This window comes from Streptomyces sp. NPDC048623, from assembly GCF_040650755.1.
Taxonomy (GTDB): Bacteria; Actinomycetota; Actinomycetes; order Streptomycetales; family Streptomycetaceae; genus Streptomyces.
This window is the reverse complement of record NZ_JBEZHV010000032.1, coordinates 51,901-75,521: the sequence shown is the minus strand read 5'-3', so window position 1 is coordinate 75,521 and position 23,621 is coordinate 51,901. Positions and strand designations below refer to the sequence as shown.

Here is a 23,621-nt window from a genome sequence, read left to right as displayed (position 1 = left end):
GACGCAGGGTCCGGGACGTCACCCCGGACATCCGGGCCACATCCGCGATCGACCAGGCCATGCCCGCACCTCTTCTCGCCGGGCCGGCCCCCGCCGGAGCGGGGGCCTCGACGCATGCCGGGATCTCAGTGGGCCAGCCGCAGACCGGCGCCCTCGGCCGTCGCGCGCCCGTACACCACGCCGGCCAGCGCGATGTCCTGGACGCCCATGCCGAACGGGTTGATCACCACGCGCTCGTGCTCCGCCACCGTCCGGCCGTAGCCGCCCGAGAACAGGGTGGGCAGCGTGGCGTCCACCGCGCGGCCGCCCTCGGGCGCCTCGGTCCCGGGGCCGCCGATCCGGCCCGCGCGGGCCAGGACGCCGAGCAGCCGGTGGTCGTCGTCGACGACCAGGTCCCAGTCGTCGACGAACAGATGGTCGCAGCCGAGCAGCAGGCTCTCCGCCGCGTCGTCGAGCGACACGTTGACGAACGTGCCGCCCGCCGGCACCCAGTCCAGTTCGACGTACGGCTCCGTCGTGGTGGTCACCGCGATCGTCAGCTGGGCCCGCTCGACCGCCGAGCGGGCGTCCGCCACCACGGTCACGGCGGTCGCCGGGTCGGCCGCGCGCAGGCGGGCGGCGAACGCGTCGGCCCGTGCGGCGTCCTGGTCGAAGAGGACCAGCTCCTCGATGCCGGGGCAGGCGGAGGCGAGGAGTTCACGGTGGACCTCGGCCTGCCGGCCGCAGCCCAGGAAGGCCACCCGGGTGATCTTCGCCAGGTCGCGTACGGCCCGCACGGCGGCGATCGAGACGCCCGCGGTGCGCAACGCGCTGATCCGGCCGCCCTCCATGATGCAGACGGGCCGCGCGGTCTCCCGGTCGTCGAGCACGATCAGCCCCGCGGCGCGCGGCCGGCCGAGCAGATGGTTGCCGAGCGAGGCGTTGATGATCTTGCAGCCGTAGCTGTCGCCCGACCAGGCCGGGAGGATGAGGCTGCGGGCGGAGGCACCCGAGCGGGTGGTCCAGCGCAGGGCGGCCTCGGGGGAGAGGCCGGCCTCCTTGCGCGCGTAGGCGAGCAGCGTGTCGTGGGCGATGTCGACCACCGGCAGGTCCGCGCACAGGCGTTGCACGTCGGTGCTGTCGAGATAGGTGAGCGTGGAGTCGGGAAGCCCGGTCATCGGTCCGCCTTCGGTTCGGGATGGACGTGGTTCAGCAGGGTCAGCGCGGCGCGGATCTCCTCGTCCGGGTCCGGCGGGGCGGCCTTCGCCGTCCCGCCGCTCAGCTGCGGGTACTTCTCACCGCTGTCCGGGCAGACGCAGGCGATCTCCCGCAGCGAGGGATCCAGCCGGGCCCGGACGACCGCGGCGAGCACCGCGGCGCCGCTGCTGCCGCCGAGCGAGATCCCGGTCCGGCGCAGCACGAGGGAGCAGGCCGCCGCGGCCGCCGTGTCCCGGACGCGTACGACGTGGTCCCAGTGGTCCGGCTCGATGAACCCGGACACCTGCCCGGAACCGAAACCCATCAGCTTGAAGGGCCGTTCGGCGGGTGCCCCGCCCAGCGCCGACGAACCCACGGCGTCCACCGCGACGATCCGGGTCTCCGGCAGGTTGTCGCGGAAGTACCGGGCGATGCCGGCCAGGGTGCCCCCGGTCGAGACGGCCACGGCGACGGCGTCGAAGCGCCCGCCGGGCGCGCCCTTCACCAGTTCGGCGGCGGTCTGCCATTCGTGCACGCCCGGATTGGCCGGGCACGCGTACTGGTCGGTCCACACGGCGTCGGGGTCCGCCGCCAGGATCTCGCGCACGGCCTGGAGCCGGGCGCCGAGCGTCCGCCCGCCCGGCACCTCGCGCACGGTCACCACGTCCGCCCCGAAGGCGGCCATCCGTTCCACGCTGTTGCGGGGCGTGGTGGGCTCGACGACGAGCGTGCAGGCGTAGCCGCGCTCCGCGCACAGACCGGCGAGCGCCACCCCGAGGTTGCCGGAGGTCGACTCGACCACACGCATGCCCGGCCGCAGCGCCCCGGTCGCCTCAAGGGAGGACAGCAGGGCCTCGGCCGTACGGGCCTTGATGGAGCCGAAGCGGTTCTCGGACTCCAGCTTCAGCCAGATGCGTACGCTCCGGTCGCCGACCGGGACCCGGACGGGCCGCAGGGGGGTGTCCCCGATGCCGTCGGGGAGGTCCTGGGGCACCGCGAAGGTGGTGGGTTCCGTCATGGTGCTCAGTCCTTGAGGCTGTCGACGCGGGCCGACGGCTGGTGCCGTACGGGAGGGACGGTGCGGTGCGGGCCGATGTCGGCGAGGTCGTAGCCGGACGGGTAGCCCGGATACGTCCGGGCGGTCGGCCGGGTCATGAGCCGGGCCATCAGCTTCGGAGCCACCCGCTCGGCGCGGGCGTGACCGCGCAGCCCGGCGTGGTTCAGGGCGCGGGCCCACAGCGGCGGCCTGCGCATGCCGAGGGCGTCGAGCGCCGGGGCGTCGAGCCGGCACGGCAGGGTCGCGGACACCAGGTCCCGGACCGGGCGCCGGTACCAGGACGCGTAGAGGCCGATGACGGCCGTGCCGACGCGGTGGTTGCTCGGGACCCTGCGGAACCGCGCCCGCTCGTACTCCCGGTTGAACTCCTCGAACGACGCGTAGTCGGTGGGGATCTCACGGATGTTCATCCGCCGGCCGACGTTGGCGAAGAAGTAGAAGGCGGCGAGCCGTTCGGTCTCGCTGGTGGGACGCCAGGCCCAGCGGTCGATCCAGCGCACGGGTTCGAGGACGAACGTCGACAGGACGTACAGCATGTCCTCGTTGGCGATGTCGAACCTGTGGTGCGCGTTGTTGATCTGCCGGATTGCCTGGCGTCCGCGGTCGGAGTCGTATCCGCCGCGGACCAGCTCGCCGAGGAGGATGCGGGTGTCGTCGTAGCGTTTCTGCGCCCGCAGCGCGAACTCGCCCGTGCCGTCCAGGACGTCGGAGATGGCGGGCACGCAGCAGGTGCGCCAGATGGCGACTTCGAGTCCCCTGCCGTAGTCCCAGGGGAACTCGCGGTCGGAGGACAGGCGGTGGATCTCCTCGTGGTCCGCCTTCGGGTCGAGGGTCTCCAGGTGTCTGAGTGTCGCGTAACGGTCTCGCATCCGTACCCCGTTCACGGTGAGAAGTCGGCCTAGAGGGGGGTGGACCCGGCGGCGCTGGTGACCTCGGGCCGGGTGGGGTCGAAGCGGAGCGTCTCGAAGCGCCACTGGAGCTGGCCGGTCAGCCAGCTGCGCAGCCCGGCGATGTGCCGCTCGAGACGGTCGGCGGGGAACAGGGCGCGCTGCTCCGGCGTGAGCCGGCCGGCGAAGCCCGAGCTGAGCTCGGTGAACCGGTCGAAGCGGCCCTGGATCAGCACGCCCACCGCGTCGGCGGCGGTCTGCAGATCGGTGCCGTGCGCGTGCCGGTGGACCAGGACCAGGTTGTGCGGGTCGCCGAGCAGCGCCTCCTTCTCGCAGGAGAAGAGGTCGTTGGTCCACAGGTCGGCGTCGGACAGCGCCGCGTTCATCTCGGCGAACTCCGGGAGCCCGTAGATCTCCTCGGGCACCTCCGCGTGCGTGGTGACCTCGATGAGGTCGAGGTAGGGCATCAGGGCCCGGCCGCGCATGGTGATGTACTCGTCAAGCTCCGGCACCCGGCCGCTGAGCCGGTTCTCCGACTCCCAGACGCAGGTCTCGAAGAAGGCCGCGATGTGCCCGGCCAGGCGGGTGCGCCAGGCCGGGGAGGTGAGGGGGACGGTACGGCGCCACAGGTCCGCGTAGGCCGGCCGGAACGCGGCGGTGACGGAGTGGCCCGGCGCGGCGGTGTCGTCGACGGAGCCGTCGGCGGTGAACCAGCCGAGGACCTCGTCGCACACCTCGCGCAGCCGCGCCGGGTCGGTGCCGAGCGAGGTCTCGTCGAACTGGTCGTCGAGCACCAGCATGGTGCTGATCCAGTCGGTCACCAGCTGGAGTTCGGCGGCTCCGGCGTGCGGATAGGCGCGGCCCATCAGGGTGCCGAGCAGGGAGCGCTCGTGGTGGCGGCGCGCCGCCTCGTCGGGGGCCAGGCCGAAGCGGGCCACGAAGGCCCGCGTGCCCGCCTCGGCCTGTTCGGCGTACGGGCTGAGTTCGGGAGGGAATTCCACATGGATGTGAGGCATGCGCAGCGGCACGGTGTCACCCGTCGTTCGGTGGGGAGGGAAGGGGAAGGGGGCGGGAAAGGGGAGGGGGAAGGGGGAGGGGGAGGGCGGTGCGGGCGGTGCGGGCCGGGCGGGGGCCGCGGCTCACCCGGGCAGCTGGAGGGACTTGACCTCCTGGAACTCCTGGATGCCGTGGCGGCCCAGCTCGCGGCCGACACCCGACTGCTTGTAGCCGCCGAAGGGGGCCGCCGGGTTGAACCCGGAGTCGTTGATGTCCACCTGGCCGACGCGCAGCCGGCGGGCCACGGAGACGGCCCGGTCGGTGTCGGCGGACCAGACGGTCGCCGCCAGGCCGTACTCGGACCCGTTGGCCAGGGACACGGCGTCCGCGTCGTCGTCGAAGGCCATGACGGCCAGGACGGGGCCGAAGATCTCCTCCCGGGCCAGTGCGGACGAGGGGCTCACCCCGGTCCAGACGCTCGGGGCCACGAAGTGCCCGGCGAGCGGCGGCCGGACCGCGGGGTCGGGACCGGCCACCCGGCGCGCGCCGTCGGCGGCCGCCCGGGCCAGGTGGCCGAGCACGCGCTCGCGCTGCCCCGCGGAGACCAGCGGGCCGAGCAGGCACGCCGGGTCCTCGGGGTCGCCGGGCACGTACGCGGCGACGACCGCGCGGGCCACGTCGAGCGCCTCGTCGAGCCGGTGCCGCGGCACGAGCAGCCGGGTGCGGGCGGAGCAGGTCTGCCCGGCGTTGTGCAGGGCGGACCTGACGCCGTCCTCGACCGCCGTCGCCAGGTCGGCGTCGGAGAGCACGAGGGTCGCGGACTTGCCGCCCAGCTCCAGACAGGTCCGCTTGACCGTGCGGGCCGCGGCCGCGCCGATCTTCCGGCCGGCCTCCAGGGAGCCGGTGAACGACACCAGGTCGACGCCGTCGTCGGCGGCGAGCGCCGCCCCGGCCGTCGCGCCGCGGCCCGGAACGAGGTTGAAGACCCCGGGCGGCAGGCCGATGCCGTCGATCAGTCCGGCCAGCGCGTAGGCCGACAGCGGGGCGAGCTCGCTCGGCTTGAGGACGAGGGTGCAGCCCGCCGCCAGCGCCGCCCCGATCTTGGCCACCGCCTGGTGCAGCGGGTAGTTCCAGGGCGTGATGGCGCCGACCACGCCGGCCGGCTCCCGCACCACGAGGGAGTGCCCGATCCGCTCCTCCGCCGTGGCCCCGGCCAGCGCGTCGACGAACCCGTCGAGCACCTTGACCGGCAGGCCCACCTGCACGCGCCGGGCGAACGTGATCGGCGAGCCCATCTCCCGGGTCACCGTCGCGGCCAGCTCGTCCCGGTGCTCCACGAGCGCGTCGCGCAGCGCCGAGAGCGCCGCGATCCGTTCCGCCGGACCGCTCGTGGACCAGCCGGGCAGGGCCGAGCGGGCCGCGTCGACGGCGAGCCAGATGTCCTCGCTCCCGCCGTCCGGAACCTCCGCGACGACCCGCCCCGTCGCCGGGTTCTCCACGGGGATGGTCCCGGTGGCGCGTGGCGCGGCCCATCGGCCACCGACATAGACCGACCGCAACGGCAGTGAATTCATGGTGTGACAGGTCCATTCGACAGGATCGGTTGCATGCGGAATCGGGCCTGCGGACGGGCGCGGGCCGACGGAATTCCGGAAGTGATTGCGTCCCACTCTACGGACCGCCGGGCACACCGACTTGATGAATTCTGTACGGGAAACTGCCGCCCATTAAGGGTGGTGACGCGCCGCGAAAAAGGGGGTACCGTGCGGGCCTTGAAATACCGTGGCGCAGAAACAGGGCCCGGTCGTGGGAAAGACCTCAGGGAGAAGGCCACCAGTGATCCCCGCACCCGTACGTGCCGTGAACTCCGTCGGCCGCTGGCTCCGCCGGCCCCGCCCGGTGGCGAACCCCCGGCTGCGCCTGGTCTGCCTCCCGCACGCGGGCGGCACGGCGGGCGCCTTCTACGGCTGGGCGGCCGCGCTCCCGGCCGACGTGGAGCTCGTCGCGGTGCAGTACCCCGGCCGGCAGGACCGGTTCGCGGAACCGTGCCTGCGGGACATGGACGAACTCGCCGACGCCGTCGCACAGGCCCTGCTGCCGCTCCTGGACCGGCCCGTCGCCCTCTTCGGGCACAGCATGGGCGCGGCCCTCGCGTACGAGGTCACGCTGCGCCTGGAGGCCCGATTCCGGGCCAGGCCACGGCAGTTGTTCGTCTCCGGCCACATGTCGCCGACCCGCCCGAGAGACCGGAGACGGGACCTGCACCTGCGGGACGACGCCGCGATGGTGGCGGGCCTGACGGAACTGGGCGGCATGGACGAGGCGGTGACCGCGGACCCGGAGCTGCTCGCGCTGCTCATGCCCTCGTTCCGCGCCGACCTGCGGCTGATCGAGACCTACCGGCCCGGCGCGGCGCGCCCGGTGACGGTCCCCGTGACGGCCTACACCGGCGACGCGGACCCCGGGGTGCCGCTGCCGGACGTGGCCGCCTGGGCCGAGCTGGCCGCCGGTGAATTCGCCATGCGGGTCTTTCCCGGCGGGCACTTCTATCTCGTCGACCGGGAAACGGAGGTCGTCGCGGATATTTCCGAACGTCTTGCCCTCGTTCGCTGAGCTGATGTCCCCGGCCGGCGCCGTGCCTGCCCGGAACCGGTCGATTCGAAATGTGTCAGAGGAGTCCTTTCTATGTTGAATGACGATGATGTGGCGATGCGCGTCCGCGAGATCATGGTGGAGGCCCTGGATCTCCGTCTCGACCCGGCGGACATCGACGCCGGTGTCTCGCTGTATTCGCCGGTGATCCAGCTCGACTCGCTGAATCTGCTCCAGCTCCTCCTCGCCGTGGAGGCCGAGTTCGGCGGCCACATCGAGGACGAGGACGTCATGGAGGCCGACCTCGAGACCGTCGGTGACGTCGTCGACCTCGTCCGCCGGCACGTCGGCACGCTCCGGACGGAGACCGCAGCATGAGGACGTCGCGCAACCAGTTCCTGCTGGACGAGGAGGACGTCCCGACCCACTGGTACAACATCCTCGCCGACCTCGACGTACCGTCCTCCGACGTACGCCGAGCCCGGCCGGCCGCGGAACCTGCGGCCGGCGCCAGACCGGCGGCGCCCAACCTCCCGCTGTCCATGTACCGGGCCAGCGTGGGGACCGAACGGCATGTGAAGATCCCGGACCCGGTGCGCGAGCAGTACCAGCGCTGGCGGCCCACCCCGCTGATCCGGGCCCACCGCCTGGAGCAGGCCCTCGACACCCCCGCCCACATCTACTACAAGTACGAGGGCGCCAACGCCTCCGGCAGCCACAAGCTCAACTCCGCGCTGGCCCAGGCGTACTACTACAAGCAGGCCGGCGTCCAGGAGATCACCACCGGCACCGGCGCCGGGCAGTGGGGCACCGCGCTCTCGATGGCCTGCCATGCGCTCGACCTCGCCTGCACGGTCTTCATGGTGCGCGTCAGCCATGCGCAGAAGCCGTACCGCCGGGTGCTCATGGAGCTCAACGGCGCCCGCGTCGTCCCCAGCCCCAGCGGCACCACCGAGGCGGGCCGCGCCCTGCTCGCGGCCTCGCCCGACAGCGACGGCAGCGTGGCGATCGCCAACGCCGAGGCCCTCGAACACGCCCAGACCGTGCACCGCGGCGCGTTCGCGGTCGGCAGCGGCGAGAACCACGTCCTGCTCCACCAGACCGTCATCGGCGAGGAAGCCCTGCGGCAGATGGAACTCGCCGGCGAGTTCCCCGACGTCGTCATCGGCGCCATGGGGGCCGGCAGCAACTTCGCCGGCCTGGCCTTCCCCTTCTACCGGGAGAAGCTCCGCACCGGAGCGGAGACCCGGCTCGTGGCCGTGGAGCCCGAGGCGTGCCCCAAGATGACCCGCGGCCGCTACGCCTGGGACTACAACGACTTCTCCGGCACGACCCCCATGACCAAGATGTACACCCTGGGCCACACCTTCGTCGCCCCCGGCGTGCACGCCGGCGGCCTGCGCTACCACGGAGCGGCGCCCCTGGTCAGCGCCCTGTACGCACGCGGCCTCATGGAGGCGGTCGCCTACGGCCAGAAGGAGGTCTTCGAGGCCGGGGCGTTCTTCGCCCGCACCGAGAACCTCGTCCCCGCACCCGAGTCGGCCCACGCCGTCAAGAGCGCGATCGACGAGGCCGTACGGGCCCGCGAGGAGAACCGCCCGCGCGTCATCCTGTTCAACGTCAGCGGCCACGGCCTGCTCGACCTGTCCGCCTACGACCAGTACCTGGCGGGCGGTCTCCAGGACCACCCCATCTCCGACAGCCAGATCGCCGCGTCGCTGGCCGCCCTGCCCGACGCCGAACCCGTGGGCGGCCGCTCATGAACCTCGCCCCGAACGAGGAGCAGACGGACCTCGCCCGACGGCTGCGCGCCCTCGGCGCCGACTCCCTCGGCGCCGACATCGAGACCCGCGACCGCACCGCCCAGCGGCTCCAGCCCGGCGACTGGCAGCGCTGCGCCGACGCCGGAGTCCTCGGACTGCCCGTGCCGAAGGAGTACGGCGGCCTCGGCCTCTCCGCGCTGACCTGCGCGATCGGCCTGGAGGGCCTGGGCGCCGGATGCCGGGACAACGGGCTGATGATCGCGCTCGGCGCGCACATCTGGGCCGTGGAACTGCCCCTGATGGAATTCGGCACCGAGGAACAGAAGCGGCGCCATCTGCCCGGCCTGTGCGACGGGCGGACCGTGGGCGCCCACGCGATCACCGAGGCCGGCGCCGGCTCGGACGCCCTGTCGCTGACCGCCACCGCCCGCAGGGACGGCGACCACTACGTCCTCGACGGCGTCAAACGGTTCATCACCAACGCCCCGATCGCCGACGTGTTCATCGTCTACGCCACCGTCAATCCCGCCCTGGGGTTCACCGGCGTCACCGCCTTCCTGGTCGACCGGAACACGGAAGGGCTCACGGTCGAGACCCGGTTCGAGAAGACCGGGCTGCGGACCGTGCCCTGGGGGGAGATCACCCTCCGCGACTGCCGGGTCCCGGTCTCCGCACGCCTCGGCGCCGAGAAGCAGGGCTCGCGGATCCTCTCCCGGACCATGGCCTGGGAACGGGCACTGATCCTGGCGCCGCTGCTCGGTGCGATGAGCCGCCAGATCGACGCCTGCGTCCGGCACGCCCGGAGCCGCGAGCAGTTCGGCCGCACCATCGGACGCTTCCAGTCGATGTCGAACCGGATCGTGGAGATGCAGATCCGCCTCGACGAGGCCCGGCTGCTGACCCACCGCGCCGCCTGGGACCTCGACCGGGGCACCCCCTCGTACTTCGCCGAGGCGGCCCAGCTGCGGACCAGCGAATCGGCCGTCGAGACCTTCCTCGACGCCCTCCAGGTGTACGGCGCGCTCGGCTTCACGACGAGCACGGACGTCGAGCGGAACCTGCGCGACGCGCTCGGCACCCGGATCTCCTCCGGCACCTCCGACATGCAGCGCCTGGTGATGGCCGACAAGCTCGGCCTCACGTCCCGGCTGCGCGCCGCGCCCACGACGGGCCCGCACGGTGCCGCGGGCATCACCACGGGAGGACGCCATGCGCACGCTCGATGAGCTGCTGACCCGGGCCGCCGCCGCGCGGCCGGCCGCCGAGGCGGTCCGGTACCGGGGCGCCACGACCGACTACGCCGCACTGGACCGGGCCGCGAGCGCCCTCGCCGCGACGCTGCGCGAGGCGGGCGTGGGACCCGGCGACCGGGTGGGGCTGTGGATGCCCAAGTCGCCCGAGACGATCGTGGCCCTCCACGCGGTCCTCAAGTGCGGGGCCGCCTATGTGCCGGTGGACCCGGCCGTGCCGGCCGCCCGCGCCGCGTACATCCTCGGCGACTGCGCCGTGAGCTGCCTGATCGCCGACGAGGCGCGACTGGCCCTGCTCGCGGAGCGCGGCGGGCCCGCCGCGCTGCGGACCGCCGTGGTGCTCGGTGCGCCGGCCGCCGGGCGGCCGGACCCGGCCGCTGGAGCCGCTGAAGCCGACGGAGCCGACGGAGCCGACCGAGCCGACCGAGCTGACCGAGCCGGCCTCCGCCGGATCGGCTGGGACGAGGCCGTCGGGCGCACCGTGCCCGAGGGGTTCGCGCCCCCGGCCGTGGGCCCCGACGACCTGGCGTACATCCTCTACACCTCGGGCTCGACCGGGGCGCCCAAGGGGGTCATGCTCTCGCACCGCAACGCCCTGGCGTTCGTGGACTGGGCGGTGGCCGAGTTCGGGCTGACGCCCGGGGACCGCCTGTCCTCGCACGCCCCGGTCCACTTCGACCTGTCCGTCTTCGACGTCTTCGCCGCCGCGAGCGCCGGGGCCTGCCTGGTCCTGGTGCCGGAGCACCAGAAGGCCCTGGGCGCGGCGCTGAACCGGCTGGTCGCCGAGGAGGGGATCACCGTCTGGTACTCGGTGCCGGGCGCGCTGATCAGAATGCTCGACGCGAAGAACCGTGCCCTCCTCGAAGGCTCCGGTCTCCGGACGGTGCTCTTCGCGGGCGAGCCCTTCGCGCTCAAGCACCTCAGGCGGCTCAGGGCCGCCCTGCCCGGGGCGGCCCTGCACAACCTCTACGGGCCGACGGAGACGAACGTCTGCACCCACCACGAGGTGACGGACGCGGACCTGGCGCCCGAGCGCACCGGACCGCCCCCGATCGGCCGGCCCTGCCCGTACGCCGAGGCCCTGCTCCTCGACGCCGACGGGCAGGTGGTTCCCGACGTGCCGGGCGCCGAGGGCGAACTCTGCATCACCGGCGACTCGGTGATGCTCGGCTACTGGGGGCAGGACCGGGACGACACGCCGGCGGGCGGGCCGCGGACCCACCGGACGGGCGATCTCGTCGTCTCGCGCGGCGAGCTCGGCTACACCTACCTCGGGCGCCGCGACCACATGCTCAAGATCCGCGGGTACCGGGTCGAACCCGGGGAGATCGAGGCGGTCCTCATGGGACTGCCCTCCGTGCACGAGGCAGCCTGCGTCGCGGTCACGGACGCCGACGGCGGCGCGGCCCTGGAGGCGTACGTGGTACCGGGAGATGGCCCGGTGCCGGACACCGCGGAGCTGCGCGGGCACTGTCTGGACGCGCTGCCCCGCTACATGGTGCCCGGCGCGTTCCACCTGGTCGACGCCTTCCCCCGGACCTCCACCGGCAAGACCGACCGCAGGGCGCTGGCCGCCCGCCCGGTCCGGGAGGCCGTATGACCGCCCAGGTCCGCATGACCGCCCGGGTCCTGACACCGCGCCTGCCGAGCCGGGTGCTCGGCCGGGACAAGGGCGTCAACGTCGTCCTGCCCGGCGGCTACTCCGAGGACGGCCCGCCGCACCCGGTCCTCTACCTCCTGCACGGCTACGGCGGGAGCAAGGACACCTGGCTGGTGAACACCCGCCTGACCGAGCTGCTCCGGGACAGCCGGACCGTCGTCGTGCTGCCGCAGAGCGGCCGCCGCTGGTTCATCAACGACCACGCCGGACTGCGCTACGAGGACCACTTCGTCCACGAGCTCGTGCCGGCGGTCGACGAGCGGTTCAACACCCTCTCCCACCGGTCGGGCCGGGCCGTCGGCGGCTTCTCGATGGGCGGTGCCACAGCGCTGTTCCTGGGGCTGCGGCACCGGGCGCTGTTCGGCGCGGTGGCCTCGCACGCCGGGGCCTTCGAGGCCCCGCACCGGGTCGGCGACCCGTACGCCCGCTTCCGCTCCGACCCCGGTTTCGCGATGCCGACGGTGGACGCCCACGAGCGGGTCTGGGGGCCGCCGGGCAGCGAGACCCGGCGCCGCTACGACCCGTACCGGCTGATCGCCCAGGACGCCGCGACCCCCGTACCGGCCCTGTACCTCGACATCGGGACGGAGGACCACGAGCGCATGCGGGACATGAACCACCGGGTACGGGACGCCCTGCTCGCCCGGGGCCACCGGGTCGAGTACCACGAGCGGCCGGGCGGCCACGACTGGCGGTTCGTCGACCACGCGCTGCCCGCCGCGCTGGACTTCGTCGAGCGCCACCTCGACGGCACGCGGGAGAGGGACACGGTCACGCATGGAACCGCCTGAGACCCCGGCCGTGCCACGGCCGCCGTCGCTCCTCGTCGACCGGCCCGCCCCCGGCGTCGTGGTCGCCACCCTCAACCGGCCGGCCCGCCGGAACGCCCTCGACGAGGACCTGTTCGCCCGGCTGACCGCACTGTGCGCCGAGCTGCGCGCGGACAGCTCGGCGCGGGTCCTCGTGCTCGACGGGGCGGGGGACACGTTCTGCGCCGGTTACGACATCGGCGAGGTGGACCGGATCGCCGGCCTGCCGCCGCTCGAACTGCTCGCCCTGCTGCACCGCCAGGCGGCGGCGATCACCGGCCTGCGGGACCTCCCGCAGGCCGTGATCGCCGCGGTCGACGGCACCGCGATCGGCGCCGGACTCTCCCTCGCGCTCGCCGCCGACATCCGGCTGGCGGCCCCGGGGGCCCGGTTCCGGGCCTCGTTCGTGAAGATGGGCCTGTCCGGCGGCGACATGGGTGCCTCCTGGCTCCTGCCGCGGCTCACCGGCCTGGGCTTCGCCTCCGAGATGATGCTGACGGGCCGGTACGTGACCGCTCCGGAGGCCGTCGAGCGGGGGCTGGCGAACCGGCTGACCGAGCCCGGCGAACTGCGGGCCGCCGCCCTGGCCCTGGCCGCGGAGATCGCGGCCAACAGCCCGGTCTCGGTCACCCTCACCAAGCAGGTCCTGCAGAGCAACGCCGACGCCCCCTCGCTGGCGGTCGCCCTGGAACGGGAGGCCCCCGCCCAGGTCGTGGCCGCCAACTCGCCGGACGTGCGCGAGGCCGTGGCGGCCTTCCGGGCCCGCCGGGCGCCCCGCTTCGACGGCGCCCCCACACCATCTGACCACTCGGGCGGACCGGGCGACCGGACACCGCCGCATCGGAAGGAACCCTCATGAGCAGTGTCGACACCGCACCCACCGCACCCACCGCCACCGGCGCGAACGGCGACTGGCGGCCCCGGATCGTCCGGCCGGCCGAGGTCGGCGTGGCCGCGAGCCCGGAGGGACTCCAGGAGTTCCTCGGCGGCACGGACATCGGTCGGCTCCTCGTCGAGGACCGGGCCGTCGTCTTCCGCGGCTTCGGCGTCTCCACCGGCACCTACGACGGCGTGGCCGACCTCCTGCTGCCCGACCGCCTCGCCTACGTCCACGGCAACTCGCCGCGCACCAAGGTCGGCCGCAACCTCTACACGTCGACCGAGTACCCCGCCGAGTTCGAGATCTCGATGCACAACGAGATGTCGTACGCGCACGCGTGGCCGTCGCGGATCCTCTTCTTCTGCGACGTCGCGGCGGCCACCGGCGGCGCCACCCCCGTGGTCGACGGCCGGCTCTGGTTCGAGTCCATCGACCCCGAGGTACGGGCGGCCTTCGCGCCCGGCGTCCGGTACACGCAGAACCTGCACGACGGCGTGGGCTTCGGCAAGAGCTGGCAGGCGACCTTCGAGACCGACGACCGCGCCGCGGTCGAGGCGTTCCTCGACGGGGCCGAGGCCGAGTGGAGCTGGCAGCCGGACGGCACCCTGCGGGTCACCCAGCTGCGCCGGGCGACCCTCGAACACCCCGTCACCGGCACCGAGGTGTGGTTCAACCAGGCGGACCAGTGGCACGTCGCCGGCCTCGGCGAGGACGCGGCCGCGCTGGCCGAGATCGTGCCCGAGGAGGAGCTGCCGCAGAACGCCTTCTTCGCGGACGGCAGCCCCATCCCGGCCGAGTACATCAGGCACGTCCAGGAGGTCGGCATGCGGAAGGCCGTGAACGTCGACTGGGAGGTCGGCGACCTGCTGTTCGTCGACAACGTCTCGGTGGCGCACGGCCGCCGGGCGTTCACCGGGCAGCGCCGGATCCTGGTGGCCATGTCGTAACCCCCTGACACCGCCCCCGTACACCGGAGAAGCCCGTCGGCCACCACGGCCGACGGGCTTCTGCGGTACGCGGGCGGGGCCGGGCTACGCGCTCCGCAGCGGCGAACGGTGCGCCGCGGCCCACTCCAGCTCCGCCACCGCGCCGGCGACGCTCGGCAGCGCCAGCATCCGGCGCTGCGCCGACCGCGCGCGTCCGGTGAACGCGGGGTCCTGCAGCACCTGGTCGCAGGCCTTGGCGATCTCGGCGGCATCGACGTCCCGCACCCGTACGCCGAGCCCGAGCTCCTCCACCCGGTCCGCGTTCTGCGGCTGGTCGCCGAAGACGGGCAGCACCGTCATCGGCACGCCGGCCCCGACACTCTCCCGGATGCTGTTGTAGCCGCCGTGCGTGAGCAGCATCTGCGCGCACTGGAGCAGCAGCGGCTGGGCGAACGAGTCGACCAGGTGCACGTGCTCGCTCCGCGACTCCTCGTGCACCGGTACGCCTCCGGTCGCGACGACGGCGACGCAGTCGACCCGGGCCAGGCCGGCGACCATCGTGTTCAGGAGCGTGGTGGGGTTGTACTTCGCCCACCGCTCGGCGGGGATGTTGTGCTCCTCCGGGCGCAGGTCCTTGAACTGGGGGAGCGCGGTGCCGATCGCGGCCACCACGAGCGGCTTGTCGGCGGGCAGCCCGGCCACCCACTCCGGGAGGCGCTCGTCCCGGTTCACCGTGGCGGGCTGCCGGTAGGCGAAGGTGTGGGGGGTCGGATTGGCGATGAACGAGTGGTCGGCCGGCATGCAGTCGAGCCGTCCGTAGCGGAAGATCGCGTGCGGGTCGTCCGTGGTGGGCAGCCCCACCTCCGCACGGCGCTCGTTCAGTGGCTTCAGGACCAGCGCCGGATCGAAGACGTTGCCGCTGCCGGAGGGGACCGGGATGTGCGGTACGCCCAGCTCCTCCCCGACGAAGGACGCGGCGAACTCCGTGCCGTCGCGCAGGATCAGGTCGGGCCCGAAGTCACGGGCGACCGGGGCGAGCGCCCGGTAGGTGTCGGCGAGCTTGGGGCCGACCCGCGACGACGCCCCGGGGACGGGCAGGGCGCCGAGGACCGTGACCGGTTCGTCGGCGAAGACATGGGTGAGCTCCGGCGGTACGACGACGAGGACCTCGTGACGGGCCTCGGCGAGGGCGCGGGCCAGGGGAAGCATGGCCCGCGCGTGCGAGGGCTTCCCGGTGACGGTGCACAGGACACGCATGAAGGATCGATTCCTTTGTGGGGACGAAGGGGACGAAGGGGACGATGGGAGGGAGCGGGGGGTGGGGGGGTGGGGGGAGCGTGGCGGGGCGCGGGGCCCGGTCACCGGCGGGGCGACCGGGCGGCCCTCAGCTGGTGCGGTGGACGGCCTGCCGGGCCATGGCGCACAGCTCCTCGGACCAGACCGGGTCCAGCGCGCGCCGGACGGACGCCTCGGCGCTGTGCAGCCGCCGGTCGATGGTCGCCTCGACGCCGTCGCGGACGCCGTTCGCGAGCAGCAGGTCGTGCAGCCGCTGCGGGTCGGTGCCGGCCAGGTCGTCCCCGACCAGCTCGCTGATCTCGGCGCTGTCGCGCAGGGCGAACGACATCAGCAGGGTCATCTTGTGCTGCTTGAAGTCCAGCTGGGCCGGCTTGCCGGTCACCTCCGGGTCGCCGAAGGCGTCGAGCAGGTCGTCGCGCAGCTGGAACGCCTCGCCGACGGCCAGCCCGTACTCCTCGAACGCGCCGAGCAGGTGCCCGGCACCGGCGAGTTCGGCGCCCATCGCCAGCGGACGGTAGACCGTGTAGCGGCCCGACTTGAACAGCGCGATCCAGCTGGACAGTTCGGGGTCGGGAACGAACCGGGCGGCGGCCCGGACGTCGAGGAACTGACCGATCATCAGCTCCGTGCACAGGCCGCCCCAGGTGCGGCGGGCGTGCGGCGGGCAGTCGGCGAGCAGCCGTTCCGCGTAGATGAGCGCGAGGTCGCCGGCCAGGACGGCGACGCTCTCCCCGTACCGGCGCGGCTCGCCGCGCCAGTCCCGCTCCCGGTGCAGCGCGGAGTGCAGGATGTGCGCGGTCGGCTCGTTGCGGCGCAGCCCCGAGTCGTCCATCACGTCGTCATGGAGCAGCGCGAAGGTGTGCAGCAGTTCCAGGGCCGCCGCGACGTCGACGATGACCGGAGCCTCCGGATCGCCGCCACCGGCCAGATATCCGGCGATGCAGAAGGCGGGGCGCAGACGCTTTCCGCCGCTGCCCACCATCCGGGCCACGCAGTCGATCAGTTCGGTCGCGTCCGGGTTCAGTGCCGCCCATTCGCGGCGTTCCTCGGCGAGGAATTCATGAATACGCCGCTCCACTCTCTCCAAGAGGATGCCGCGTGTGTCGCGGGCCGTTTCGCCGATGAATCGATGGCTCATCGGAAGGGTTGTGGACATGGTTGATCTCCTGCTTCGGGACGGACCTCAACCCGCTATTTCTCGCACAACCAAGCCCCTCTGGAAAGGGGCAGGTTGGCGTACAGCCGCTGTCCAGCCCGCCCGGACCGGGTCGAACTAATCTTCCCCGAGTGTGCGGACACCGTCCGCCGAGAACCGCATCCTGTCTGTCTTTTTGTGCCCGGCGGAATTCCCTTCCGGCGCAACCGTAGGTGAATGGCGAGGAATTATGGATCTGTCTCTGTCTTCTGCCGACGGTGAGCAGTTGCTTCCGCTGACGGGCGCACAGGCAGGGGTGTGGTTCGCGCAGGCCGTCGAGCCGGACAGCCCGATCTTCCGGGCGGCCGAGTACCTGGAGATCCACGGCTCCGTGGACACCGGGCTCTTCGAGCAGGCGCTGCGGCGCACGACCGCCGAGGCGGACGCGCTGCACATCCGTTTCGTCGACACCGAGGACGGCCCGCGCCAGCTCGTCGGCGCCGAACCGGACTGGCGGCTCCGGATCGTCGACGTCTCCGGCGAGGCCGACCCGCGGCGCGCGGCCGAGGAGTGGATGGGCCGCGATCTGCGCCGGCGGATCGACCTGACCGCCTCCCCGCTGTTCACCTACGCGCTCTTCCGCGTCGCCGAGGACCGCTGGTTCTGGTACCACGCCTACCACCACATCCTGCTCGACGGTGTGGGCGCCGCCCTGCTGGTCCGCCGGGTGGCGGAGCTGTACACCGCGCTCGTCGCCGGCACCGCGCCCGAGCCCGCCCCGTTCGCCTCCGTCCGCACCCTCCTCGCCGAGGACGCCTCGTACCGCGTCTCCGAGGAGTTCACCGCCGACCGCGAGTTCTGGCGCGGGCAGTTCGCCGACCAGCCGGAGCCGATCGCCCTGTCGACCCGCCCCCTGGCCCCCTCCGCGGACTTCGTGCGCCGCAGCGCCCACCTGCCGCAGCCCGCGCAGGACGCGCTGGTGCGGGCGGCGGAGCGGGCCGGCACCGCCCGCTCCCGGATCGTCATCGCCGCCACCGTCGCCTACCTGCACCGCATGACGGGCGTCACCGACGTCGTGCTCGGCCTGCCGGTGACCGCGCGGCCGGGACCGCGGTCGCGCCGGGCCCCGGGCATGGCGGCCAACGTCGTGCCGCTGCGCGTGGCCGTCGACGACGCCACCACCGTGGGCGAACTCCTGGAGCGGACCCGCGTCGCCCTGCGCGGCGTCTCGGCGCACCAGCGCTACCGCGGCGAGGACCTGCGGCGCGACCTGGGCCTGCCCAACGACCACCGGCGGTTCTTCGGACCGCTGATCAACGTCGTGCCCTTCGACTACGACCTGCGCTTCGCGGGCAGCCGGGCCGACGCCCACAACATGTCGCTGCGGCTCATCGAGGACCTCGCCGTCTCGGTCTACGACCGGGGCAACGGCGGCGGCATCCGGGTGGACTTCGACGCCCACCCCGAGCTGTACACCGTCGCCGAACTCGCCGCCCACCAGGACCGCTACCTCGCCTTCGTCGGCCGGGTGGCCGACGCCCTCGCCGAGCCCGCCACCCCCGTCGGCCGGCTCGGCCTGCTCGGCGACGACGAGCTCGCGGACCTCCTCGCCGCCCCCGTACGGCAGGACGGACCGGCCGACGGCGACCCCGCGCCCACCCTGGCCGGGCTGTTCGAGCAGCAGGTCCGCCGCTCGCCCGGTGCCCCCGCCCTGGAGTACGAGGGCACCGTCCTCACCTACGCGGAGCTGAACCGGCGCGCCAACCGGCTCGCCCGGCTGCTCATCGCGCGCGGAGTGGCCCCCGAGGACCGGGTGGCCCTGCTGCTGCCGCGCTCCGCCGAGTTCGTCGTGGCACTGCTCGCCGTGGTCAAGGCGGGTGCCGCGTACGTCCCCGTCGACCCCGCCTACCCCGCGGCGCGCATCGAGCACATCCTCGGCGACGCGGCCCCGGCATACGTCCTGGCCGACGCCGGTACGCGGGAGACGGCCCGCGCCGCGGGGCGGGCCACGCTCCTGCTCGACGACCCGGCCGTCCGCGACGAGCTGTCCGCCGCGGCGGACACCGACCCGGCGGACGAGGACCGCACGGCCGTGCTGACCGCCGGCAACACGGCGTACGTCATCTACACCTCCGGCTCGACCGGTCGCCCCAAGGGCGTCCTGGTCACCCACGCCGGCCTCCCCGGTCTGGCCGGGACGTTCATCCGGCGCCTGGGCGTCGTCCCCGGCAGCAGGGTCCTGCAGTTCGCGTCGACCGGCTTCGACGCGATGGTGCCCGAGCTGTGCATGGGCCTGCTCTCCGGCGCGACCTTCGTGCTGGCCCCCGCCGAGCGGCTGCTGCCCGGCGACCCGCTGGCCGCGTTCACCCGCGAGGCCGGCATCACGCACGCCATCCTGCCGCCGTCCTCGCTCGCCGTGCTCGACCCGGAGGGCGACCTGCCGCCCGGCATGACCATCCTGGTGGCCGGCGAGGCGAGCTCCGCGGAACTGGTGTCCCGCTGGGCGCCCGGCCGGGTCTTCGTCAACGGCTACGGACCGACCGAGACCACCGTGTGCGCCACCATGAGCGAGGCGCTCGACGGCACCCGCACACCCCCCATCGGCGACCCGATCGCCGACACCCGGGTGTACGTCCTCGACAGCGCCCTCCTGCCCGTACCGCCCGGCGTCACCGGCGAGCTGTACGTGGCCGGACCCAGCCTCGCCCGGGGCTACCTGGGCCGCTCCGCGCTGACCGCCGAGCGGTTCGTCGCCAACCCCTTCGGCCGGCCCGGCGAGCGCATGTACCGGACCGGCGACCTCGTCCGCCGGCTCCCGGACCGCACCCTGGAATTCGTCGGCCGCGCCGACGACCAGGTCAAGATCCGCGGCTACCGCGTCGAGCCCGGCGAGGCCGAGGCCGCGCTGCTGCGGCTGCCCGCCGTCGGCCAGGCCGCGGTGACGGTGCGCCGCGACGCCGCCGGGGCCCACGCCCTGGCCGGATACCTCGTCCCCGCCGACGCCGGTACGGAGCCGGACCTCGGCGCCGTACGCGACGCCCTGGCCGAGGTGCTCCCCGGCTACCTCGTGCCCGCGACCCTGACCGTCCTCACCGCGATCCCGGTCACCCCGAACGGCAAGGTCGACCACCGGGCACTGCCCGACCCGGGCACCCCGGCCACCCGCACCCGCAGGGCACCGGCCACCCCGCGCGAGCACGCGCTGTGCGCGCTGTTCGCCGACGCGCTCGGTCTGGAGACCGTCGGCACCGACGACGACTTCTTCGTGCTGGGCGGCCACTCCCTCATGGCCGCGCGCCTCACCCGGCGCATCAGCGCCGAACTCGGCGTCGACTGCGGCATCGAGGCGCTCTTCGCCGCCCCCTCCGTGCGACAGCTCGCCGGCCGGCTCGACGGCCACGCGGCGGCCCGCCGGCCCGCCCTGACCCGCGTGCCCCGGACCGGGGACCCCGAACTGTCCTACGCCCAGCAGCGCCTGTGGTTCCTCGACCAGTTCGAGGGCCCCAGTGCCGCCTACAACATCCCGCTCGTCCTCACCCTCGACGGCACGCTCGACCGGCCGGCCCTCACGGCCGCGCTCGGCGACCTCACCGCCCGCCACGAGATCCTGCGCACCGTCTACCGCCAGACCGACGGCGTGGCCGCGCAGCACATCCTGCCCGCCGACCACACCCCCCGGCCCGACGTGCGGCCGGTGACCGACGACACCCTCGCCGGCGAACTGGCCTCCGCCGTCGGCCACCGCTTCGACCTCGCCGCCGAAACCCCGCTGCGGGCCACCCTGTTCGCCCTCGCCCCCGAGCGGCACGTGCTGCTGCTCCTGCTGCACCACATCGCGGCCGACGCCGGCTCGCTCGGCCCGCTCCTTCGCGACCTCACGGACGCCTACGCGGCCCGCCGCGCCGGGACGGCGCCGCACCAGGAGCCGCTCGCCGTCCAGTACGCCGACTACGCCGCCTGGCAGCGCCTCGCCCTCGGCGACGAGAGCGACCCGGACAGCCCGGCCGCCCGCCAGATCGCCTTCTGGGCCGAGCGCCTCGACGGCCTGCCCGACCACCTGGAACTGCCCGCCGACCGCACCAGGACGGCCGCCTCGGCGCCCGCCGCCGACCTCGTCACCCTGGACCTCGACGCGGAGACCCACCGCCGGCTCACCGCACTCGCCCGCACCACCGGCACCAGCACCTTCATGGTCGTCCAGGCCGTCGTGGCCGCCCTGCTGACCCGGCTCGGCGCCGGTACCGACATCGCCGTCGGCACCCCCGTCACCGGCCGCCCCGACGACGCCCTCGACGACCTCGTCGGCTTCTTCACCAACACCCTCGTCCTGCGCACCGACACCTCGGGCGACCCGACCTTCGCGGACCTGCTCGCCCGCGTCCGGCGCGGCAACCTCGGCGCCTACGAGCACCAGGAACTGCCCTTCGAGCGGCTGGTCGAGGTGCTCAACCCCGCCCGCTCGACGTCCCGGCACCCGCTGTTCCAGGTCATGATCGCCATGGACAGCTCGCAGCGCACCCTGCCCGCGGTCGACGGCCTGACGCTCGGCATGCTCGACGTGCCGACCGGCACGGCCAAGTTCGACCTGTCGTTCAACGTACGGGAGCACCGCACGCCCGACGGTGCCGAGAACGGCATCCTCGTCGCCCTCGAATACCGCACGGACCTGTTCGAACGCACCACCGCGGAAGCCTTCCTGGCCCGCTTCGCCCGGCTCGCCGAGGCCGCCGCGACGGCCCCCGGCACCCGCATCGGCAGCGCCCCGGTCCTGTCCGAGGAGGAGACCCACCGCCTCCTCGTGGAGTGGAACGACACCGCGGCGCCCGAGACCCTGACCGACATCGTGGCCCGCGTCCGCGAGGTCGCCGCCGAGCGCCCCGACGCCGTGGCCGTCACCGACGACGACGGGGACCTCACCTACCGGGCCCTCATGGACCGCGTCGACCGGCTGGCCGCCCGGCTGCGCGCCCGCGGCGCCGGACCGGACACGGTGGTCGCCGTGCTCGCCGACCGCGGCACCGCCGCCGTCACGGGCTTCCTCGGCATCCAGGCCGCCGGCGCCGCCTACCTCCCGCTCGACACCCGCGCCCCCGTGGAGCGGTCCGCGTCCCTGCTCGCCGACGCGCACGCCGCCTGCCTGCTGACCGGCCCCGGCCACCAGGACACGGCGGACCTGATCGTCGCCGCCGGCACGACCGCCGGCCGGCCGCCCGTCGCCGCGCTGCCCGTGGACGGCCCCGCCGACGGCACCCCGCCCGCCCCGTCCCGTACCCCGGCCGCCGACCAGCTCGCCTACGTCATCTTCACCTCCGGCTCCACCGGCCGCCCCAAGGGCGCGATGGTCCACCACCGGGGCATGAACAACCACCTGCTCGCCAAGATCGACGACCTCGCCCTGACCGGCGCCGACACCCTGGTCCAGAACGCGCCCCTGACCTTCGACGTCTCGGTCTGGCAGATGATCGCCCCGCTGCTCACCGGCGGCCGCGTCCTCGCCGTGGGCCAGGTCCTCGCCGCCGACCCGCTGGGCCTGTTCCGCCTGGTCGCCCACGACGAGGTCACCGTCCTGGAAGTCGTACCGTCCCTGCTGCGCGCCGCGCTCGACACCTGGGACGAGGGCGCCGAAGTCCCCGCGCTGCCCGCCCTGCGCCGGCTCGTCGTCACCGGCGAGGAACTGCCGACCGAGCTGTGCCGCCGCTGGTTCGCGCGCTTCCCCGGCATCCCGATGACGAACGCGTACGGACCCACCGAGTGCTCCGACGACGTCACCCACGCCGACATCACCCCGGACACCCTGGACCAGGACCGGATCACCGCGCCGATCGGCCGGGCGGTCCGCAACACGCGCCTCTACGTCCTCGGCGACGCACTCGAACTCGTTCCGGCCGGCACCCCCGGCGACCTGTACGTGGCGGGCGTCGGCGTCGGCCGCGGCTACCTCGGCGATCCCGCCCGCACCGCCGCCACCTTCGTACCCGACCCCTTCGCCGCCGACGGCGCCCTCATGTACCGCACCGGTGACCGGGTCCGCCACCGTCCCGACGGACAGCTGGAGTTCATCGGCCGCCGTGACGCCCAGGTGAAGATCCGCGGCCAGCGCATCGAGCTGGGCGAGGTCGAGGCCCACCTGCGCGCCCAGGACGGTGTCACCGACGCCGTGGCCGCCGTGGTCCCCGGCCCCGGCGGGCACCACCGGCTCGTCGGCTACCTGGTGGGCACCCAGGACGTCCGCGGCGTCCGCGACGCGCTCGCCGCCGCCCTGCCCGAACACCTGGTGCCGGCCGCGCTCGTGCCGCTGCCCGCGATGCCGCTCACCCCCAACGGCAAGACCGACCGCAAGGCCCTGCCCGTCCCCGACTTCTCCACGGCGGCGCGCCGCGAACCCCGCACCCCGGAGGAGGAGATCCTCTGCGGGATCTTCGCGGAGATGCTCGGACTCGACCGAGTCGGCGTCGACGACGACTTCTTCTCCCTGGGCGGCCACTCCCTGCTCGCCACCCGGCTCGTGGCCCGGATCCGCGCCGCCCTCGCCGTGGACGTCGAGGTGGCCGCCCTGTTCGAGACGCCCACCGTCGCCGGCCTGGCCGCCGGGCTCCCGGCCGCCGGCCCGGCCCGCAGCCGCCCGGAGCGCCGCGACCGGCCCGAGGTGCTGCCGCTGTCGTACGCGCAGCGCGGCCTGTGGTTCCTCAACCGGATGGACCCGGCCGACGGCACGTACAACATCCCCCTCGTCCTGCGGCTCTCCGGCGACCTCGACGTCCTCGCCCTGGAACAGGCCCTGGTCCGGGTGGCGGAGCGGCACGAGAGCCTGCGCACCGTCTTCCCCGAGGCCGACGGCGTGCCCCGGCAGGTCGTCCTCGACCCCGCCCACGCCCGCCCGCGCCTGGACGTCGTGGACGCCGCCGGACGGGACACCGACGCGCTGATCGCCGAGGCGGCCGGCCGCGGCTTCGACCTCGCCCACGAGGCACCGCTGCGCGCCCGGCTCCTGGTGCTCGGCCCGCAGACCCACCTGCTCGTCGTCGTCGTGCACCACATCGCGAGCGACGGCTGGTCGACCGCCCCGCTGGCCCGCGACCTGAGCCAGGCGTACGCGGCGGCCCTCGACGGCAAGGCCCCCGCCTGGGCGCCGCTGCCCGTGCAGTACGCCGACCACGCCCTGTGGCAGCGCGAGCAGCTCGGCGAGGAGACCGA

Annotated in this window: 16 protein-coding genes (1 of these 16 running past the window's edge); 9 read left to right on the top strand and 7 right to left on the bottom strand. The window is 73.9% G+C overall.

What is annotated here, in order from left to right:
- Nucleotides 1-125: 125 nt before the first annotated feature.
- From AB0C73_RS32505 to AB0C73_RS32485, 5 genes are all read right to left on the bottom strand, one after another.
- A complete protein-coding gene (locus AB0C73_RS32505; protein ID WP_362536989.1) occupies nucleotides 126-1,157 on the bottom strand; it encodes an ornithine cyclodeaminase in 1,032 nt (343 codons plus the stop codon).
- A complete protein-coding gene (locus AB0C73_RS32500) occupies nucleotides 1,154-2,194 on the bottom strand; it encodes a cysteine synthase family protein (protein WP_362536988.1) in 1,041 nt (346 codons plus the stop codon). The genes AB0C73_RS32505 and AB0C73_RS32500 overlap by 4 nt, the downstream gene beginning before the upstream one ends.
- Nucleotides 2,195-2,199: 5 nt before the next feature.
- Nucleotides 2,200-3,102 carry an oxygenase MpaB family protein gene (locus AB0C73_RS32495; RefSeq protein WP_362536987.1) on the bottom strand — a complete coding sequence of 301 codons (903 nt, stop codon included), beginning with the start codon at nucleotides 3,100-3,102 and terminating at the stop codon, nucleotides 2,200-2,202.
- A 29-nt stretch (nucleotides 3,103-3,131) separates the two neighbouring features.
- Nucleotides 3,132-4,136: a hypothetical protein gene (locus tag AB0C73_RS32490; protein ID WP_362536986.1), complete on the bottom strand. Its 1,005-nt coding sequence runs from the start codon at nucleotides 4,134-4,136 to the stop codon at nucleotides 3,132-3,134.
- A 123-nt stretch (nucleotides 4,137-4,259) separates the two neighbouring features.
- Nucleotides 4,260-5,690, bottom strand: a complete 1,431-nt coding sequence (locus AB0C73_RS32485; RefSeq protein ID WP_362536985.1) for an aldehyde dehydrogenase family protein — start codon at nucleotides 5,688-5,690, stop codon at nucleotides 4,260-4,262.
- Between the two features lie 262 nt (nucleotides 5,691-5,952).
- Here AB0C73_RS32485 and AB0C73_RS32480 point away from each other — a divergent pair, with 262 nt between their 5' ends.
- The 8 genes from AB0C73_RS32480 to AB0C73_RS32445 all read left to right on the top strand — a co-directional run bounded on the left by AB0C73_RS32480 (nucleotide 5,953) and on the right by AB0C73_RS32445 (nucleotide 14,017).
- The gene (locus tag AB0C73_RS32480; protein ID WP_362536984.1) at nucleotides 5,953-6,729 is read left to right on the top strand and encodes an alpha/beta fold hydrolase; all 777 of its coding nucleotides are present in this window, start codon (nucleotides 5,953-5,955) and stop codon (nucleotides 6,727-6,729) included.
- A gap of 72 nt (nucleotides 6,730-6,801) precedes the next feature.
- Entirely contained in the window at nucleotides 6,802-7,086 is a 285-nt protein-coding gene (locus AB0C73_RS32475; protein WP_362536983.1) for a phosphopantetheine-binding protein, read from the top strand.
- A complete protein-coding gene (locus AB0C73_RS32470; RefSeq protein ID WP_362536982.1) occupies nucleotides 7,083-8,471 on the top strand; it encodes a TrpB-like pyridoxal phosphate-dependent enzyme in 1,389 nt (462 codons plus the stop codon). Before AB0C73_RS32475 ends, AB0C73_RS32470 begins: the two co-directional genes overlap by 4 nt.
- Nucleotides 8,468-9,697, top strand: coding sequence for an acyl-CoA dehydrogenase family protein (locus AB0C73_RS32465; protein ID WP_362536981.1), 1,230 nt, complete (start codon nucleotides 8,468-8,470; stop codon nucleotides 9,695-9,697). The genes AB0C73_RS32470 and AB0C73_RS32465 overlap by 4 nt, the downstream gene beginning before the upstream one ends.
- Nucleotides 9,681-11,321, top strand: a complete 1,641-nt coding sequence (locus AB0C73_RS32460) for an amino acid adenylation domain-containing protein (RefSeq protein ID WP_362536980.1) — start codon at nucleotides 9,681-9,683, stop codon at nucleotides 11,319-11,321. The genes AB0C73_RS32465 and AB0C73_RS32460 overlap by 17 nt, the downstream gene beginning before the upstream one ends.
- The gene (locus AB0C73_RS32455) at nucleotides 11,318-12,172 is read left to right on the top strand and encodes an alpha/beta fold hydrolase (protein ID WP_362536979.1); all 855 of its coding nucleotides are present in this window, start codon (nucleotides 11,318-11,320) and stop codon (nucleotides 12,170-12,172) included. Before AB0C73_RS32460 ends, AB0C73_RS32455 begins: the two co-directional genes overlap by 4 nt.
- Nucleotides 12,159-13,049 carry an enoyl-CoA hydratase/isomerase family protein gene (locus tag AB0C73_RS32450; RefSeq protein ID WP_362536978.1) on the top strand — a complete coding sequence of 297 codons (891 nt, stop codon included), beginning with the start codon at nucleotides 12,159-12,161 and terminating at the stop codon, nucleotides 13,047-13,049. Before AB0C73_RS32455 ends, AB0C73_RS32450 begins: the two co-directional genes overlap by 14 nt.
- Nucleotides 13,046-14,017, top strand: coding sequence for a TauD/TfdA family dioxygenase (locus tag AB0C73_RS32445; RefSeq protein WP_362536977.1), 972 nt, complete (start codon nucleotides 13,046-13,048; stop codon nucleotides 14,015-14,017). Before AB0C73_RS32450 ends, AB0C73_RS32445 begins: the two co-directional genes overlap by 4 nt.
- 84 nt (nucleotides 14,018-14,101) lie before the next feature.
- Here AB0C73_RS32445 and AB0C73_RS32440 read toward each other — a convergent pair whose 3' ends face one another.
- Together AB0C73_RS32440 and AB0C73_RS32435 are read right to left on the bottom strand one after the other, a co-directional pair.
- The gene (locus AB0C73_RS32440) at nucleotides 14,102-15,253 is read right to left on the bottom strand and encodes a glycosyltransferase (RefSeq protein WP_362536976.1); all 1,152 of its coding nucleotides are present in this window, start codon (nucleotides 15,251-15,253) and stop codon (nucleotides 14,102-14,104) included.
- Nucleotides 15,254-15,380: 127 nt separating this feature from the next.
- Entirely contained in the window at nucleotides 15,381-16,448 is a 1,068-nt protein-coding gene (locus AB0C73_RS32435) for a polyprenyl synthetase family protein (protein WP_362536975.1), read from the bottom strand.
- Nucleotides 16,449-16,677: 229 nt separating this feature from the next.
- On the opposite strand from AB0C73_RS32435, the gene AB0C73_RS32430 reads away from it, so the two are divergent.
- Nucleotides 16,678-23,621 carry the 5' end (the start) of an amino acid adenylation domain-containing protein gene (locus AB0C73_RS32430; protein ID WP_362536974.1) on the top strand. It continues 7,321 nt past the right edge of the window, so 6,944 of the gene's 14,265 nt are visible here — the first part of the coding sequence; the start codon lies at nucleotides 16,678-16,680; its stop codon lies off the right edge, out of view.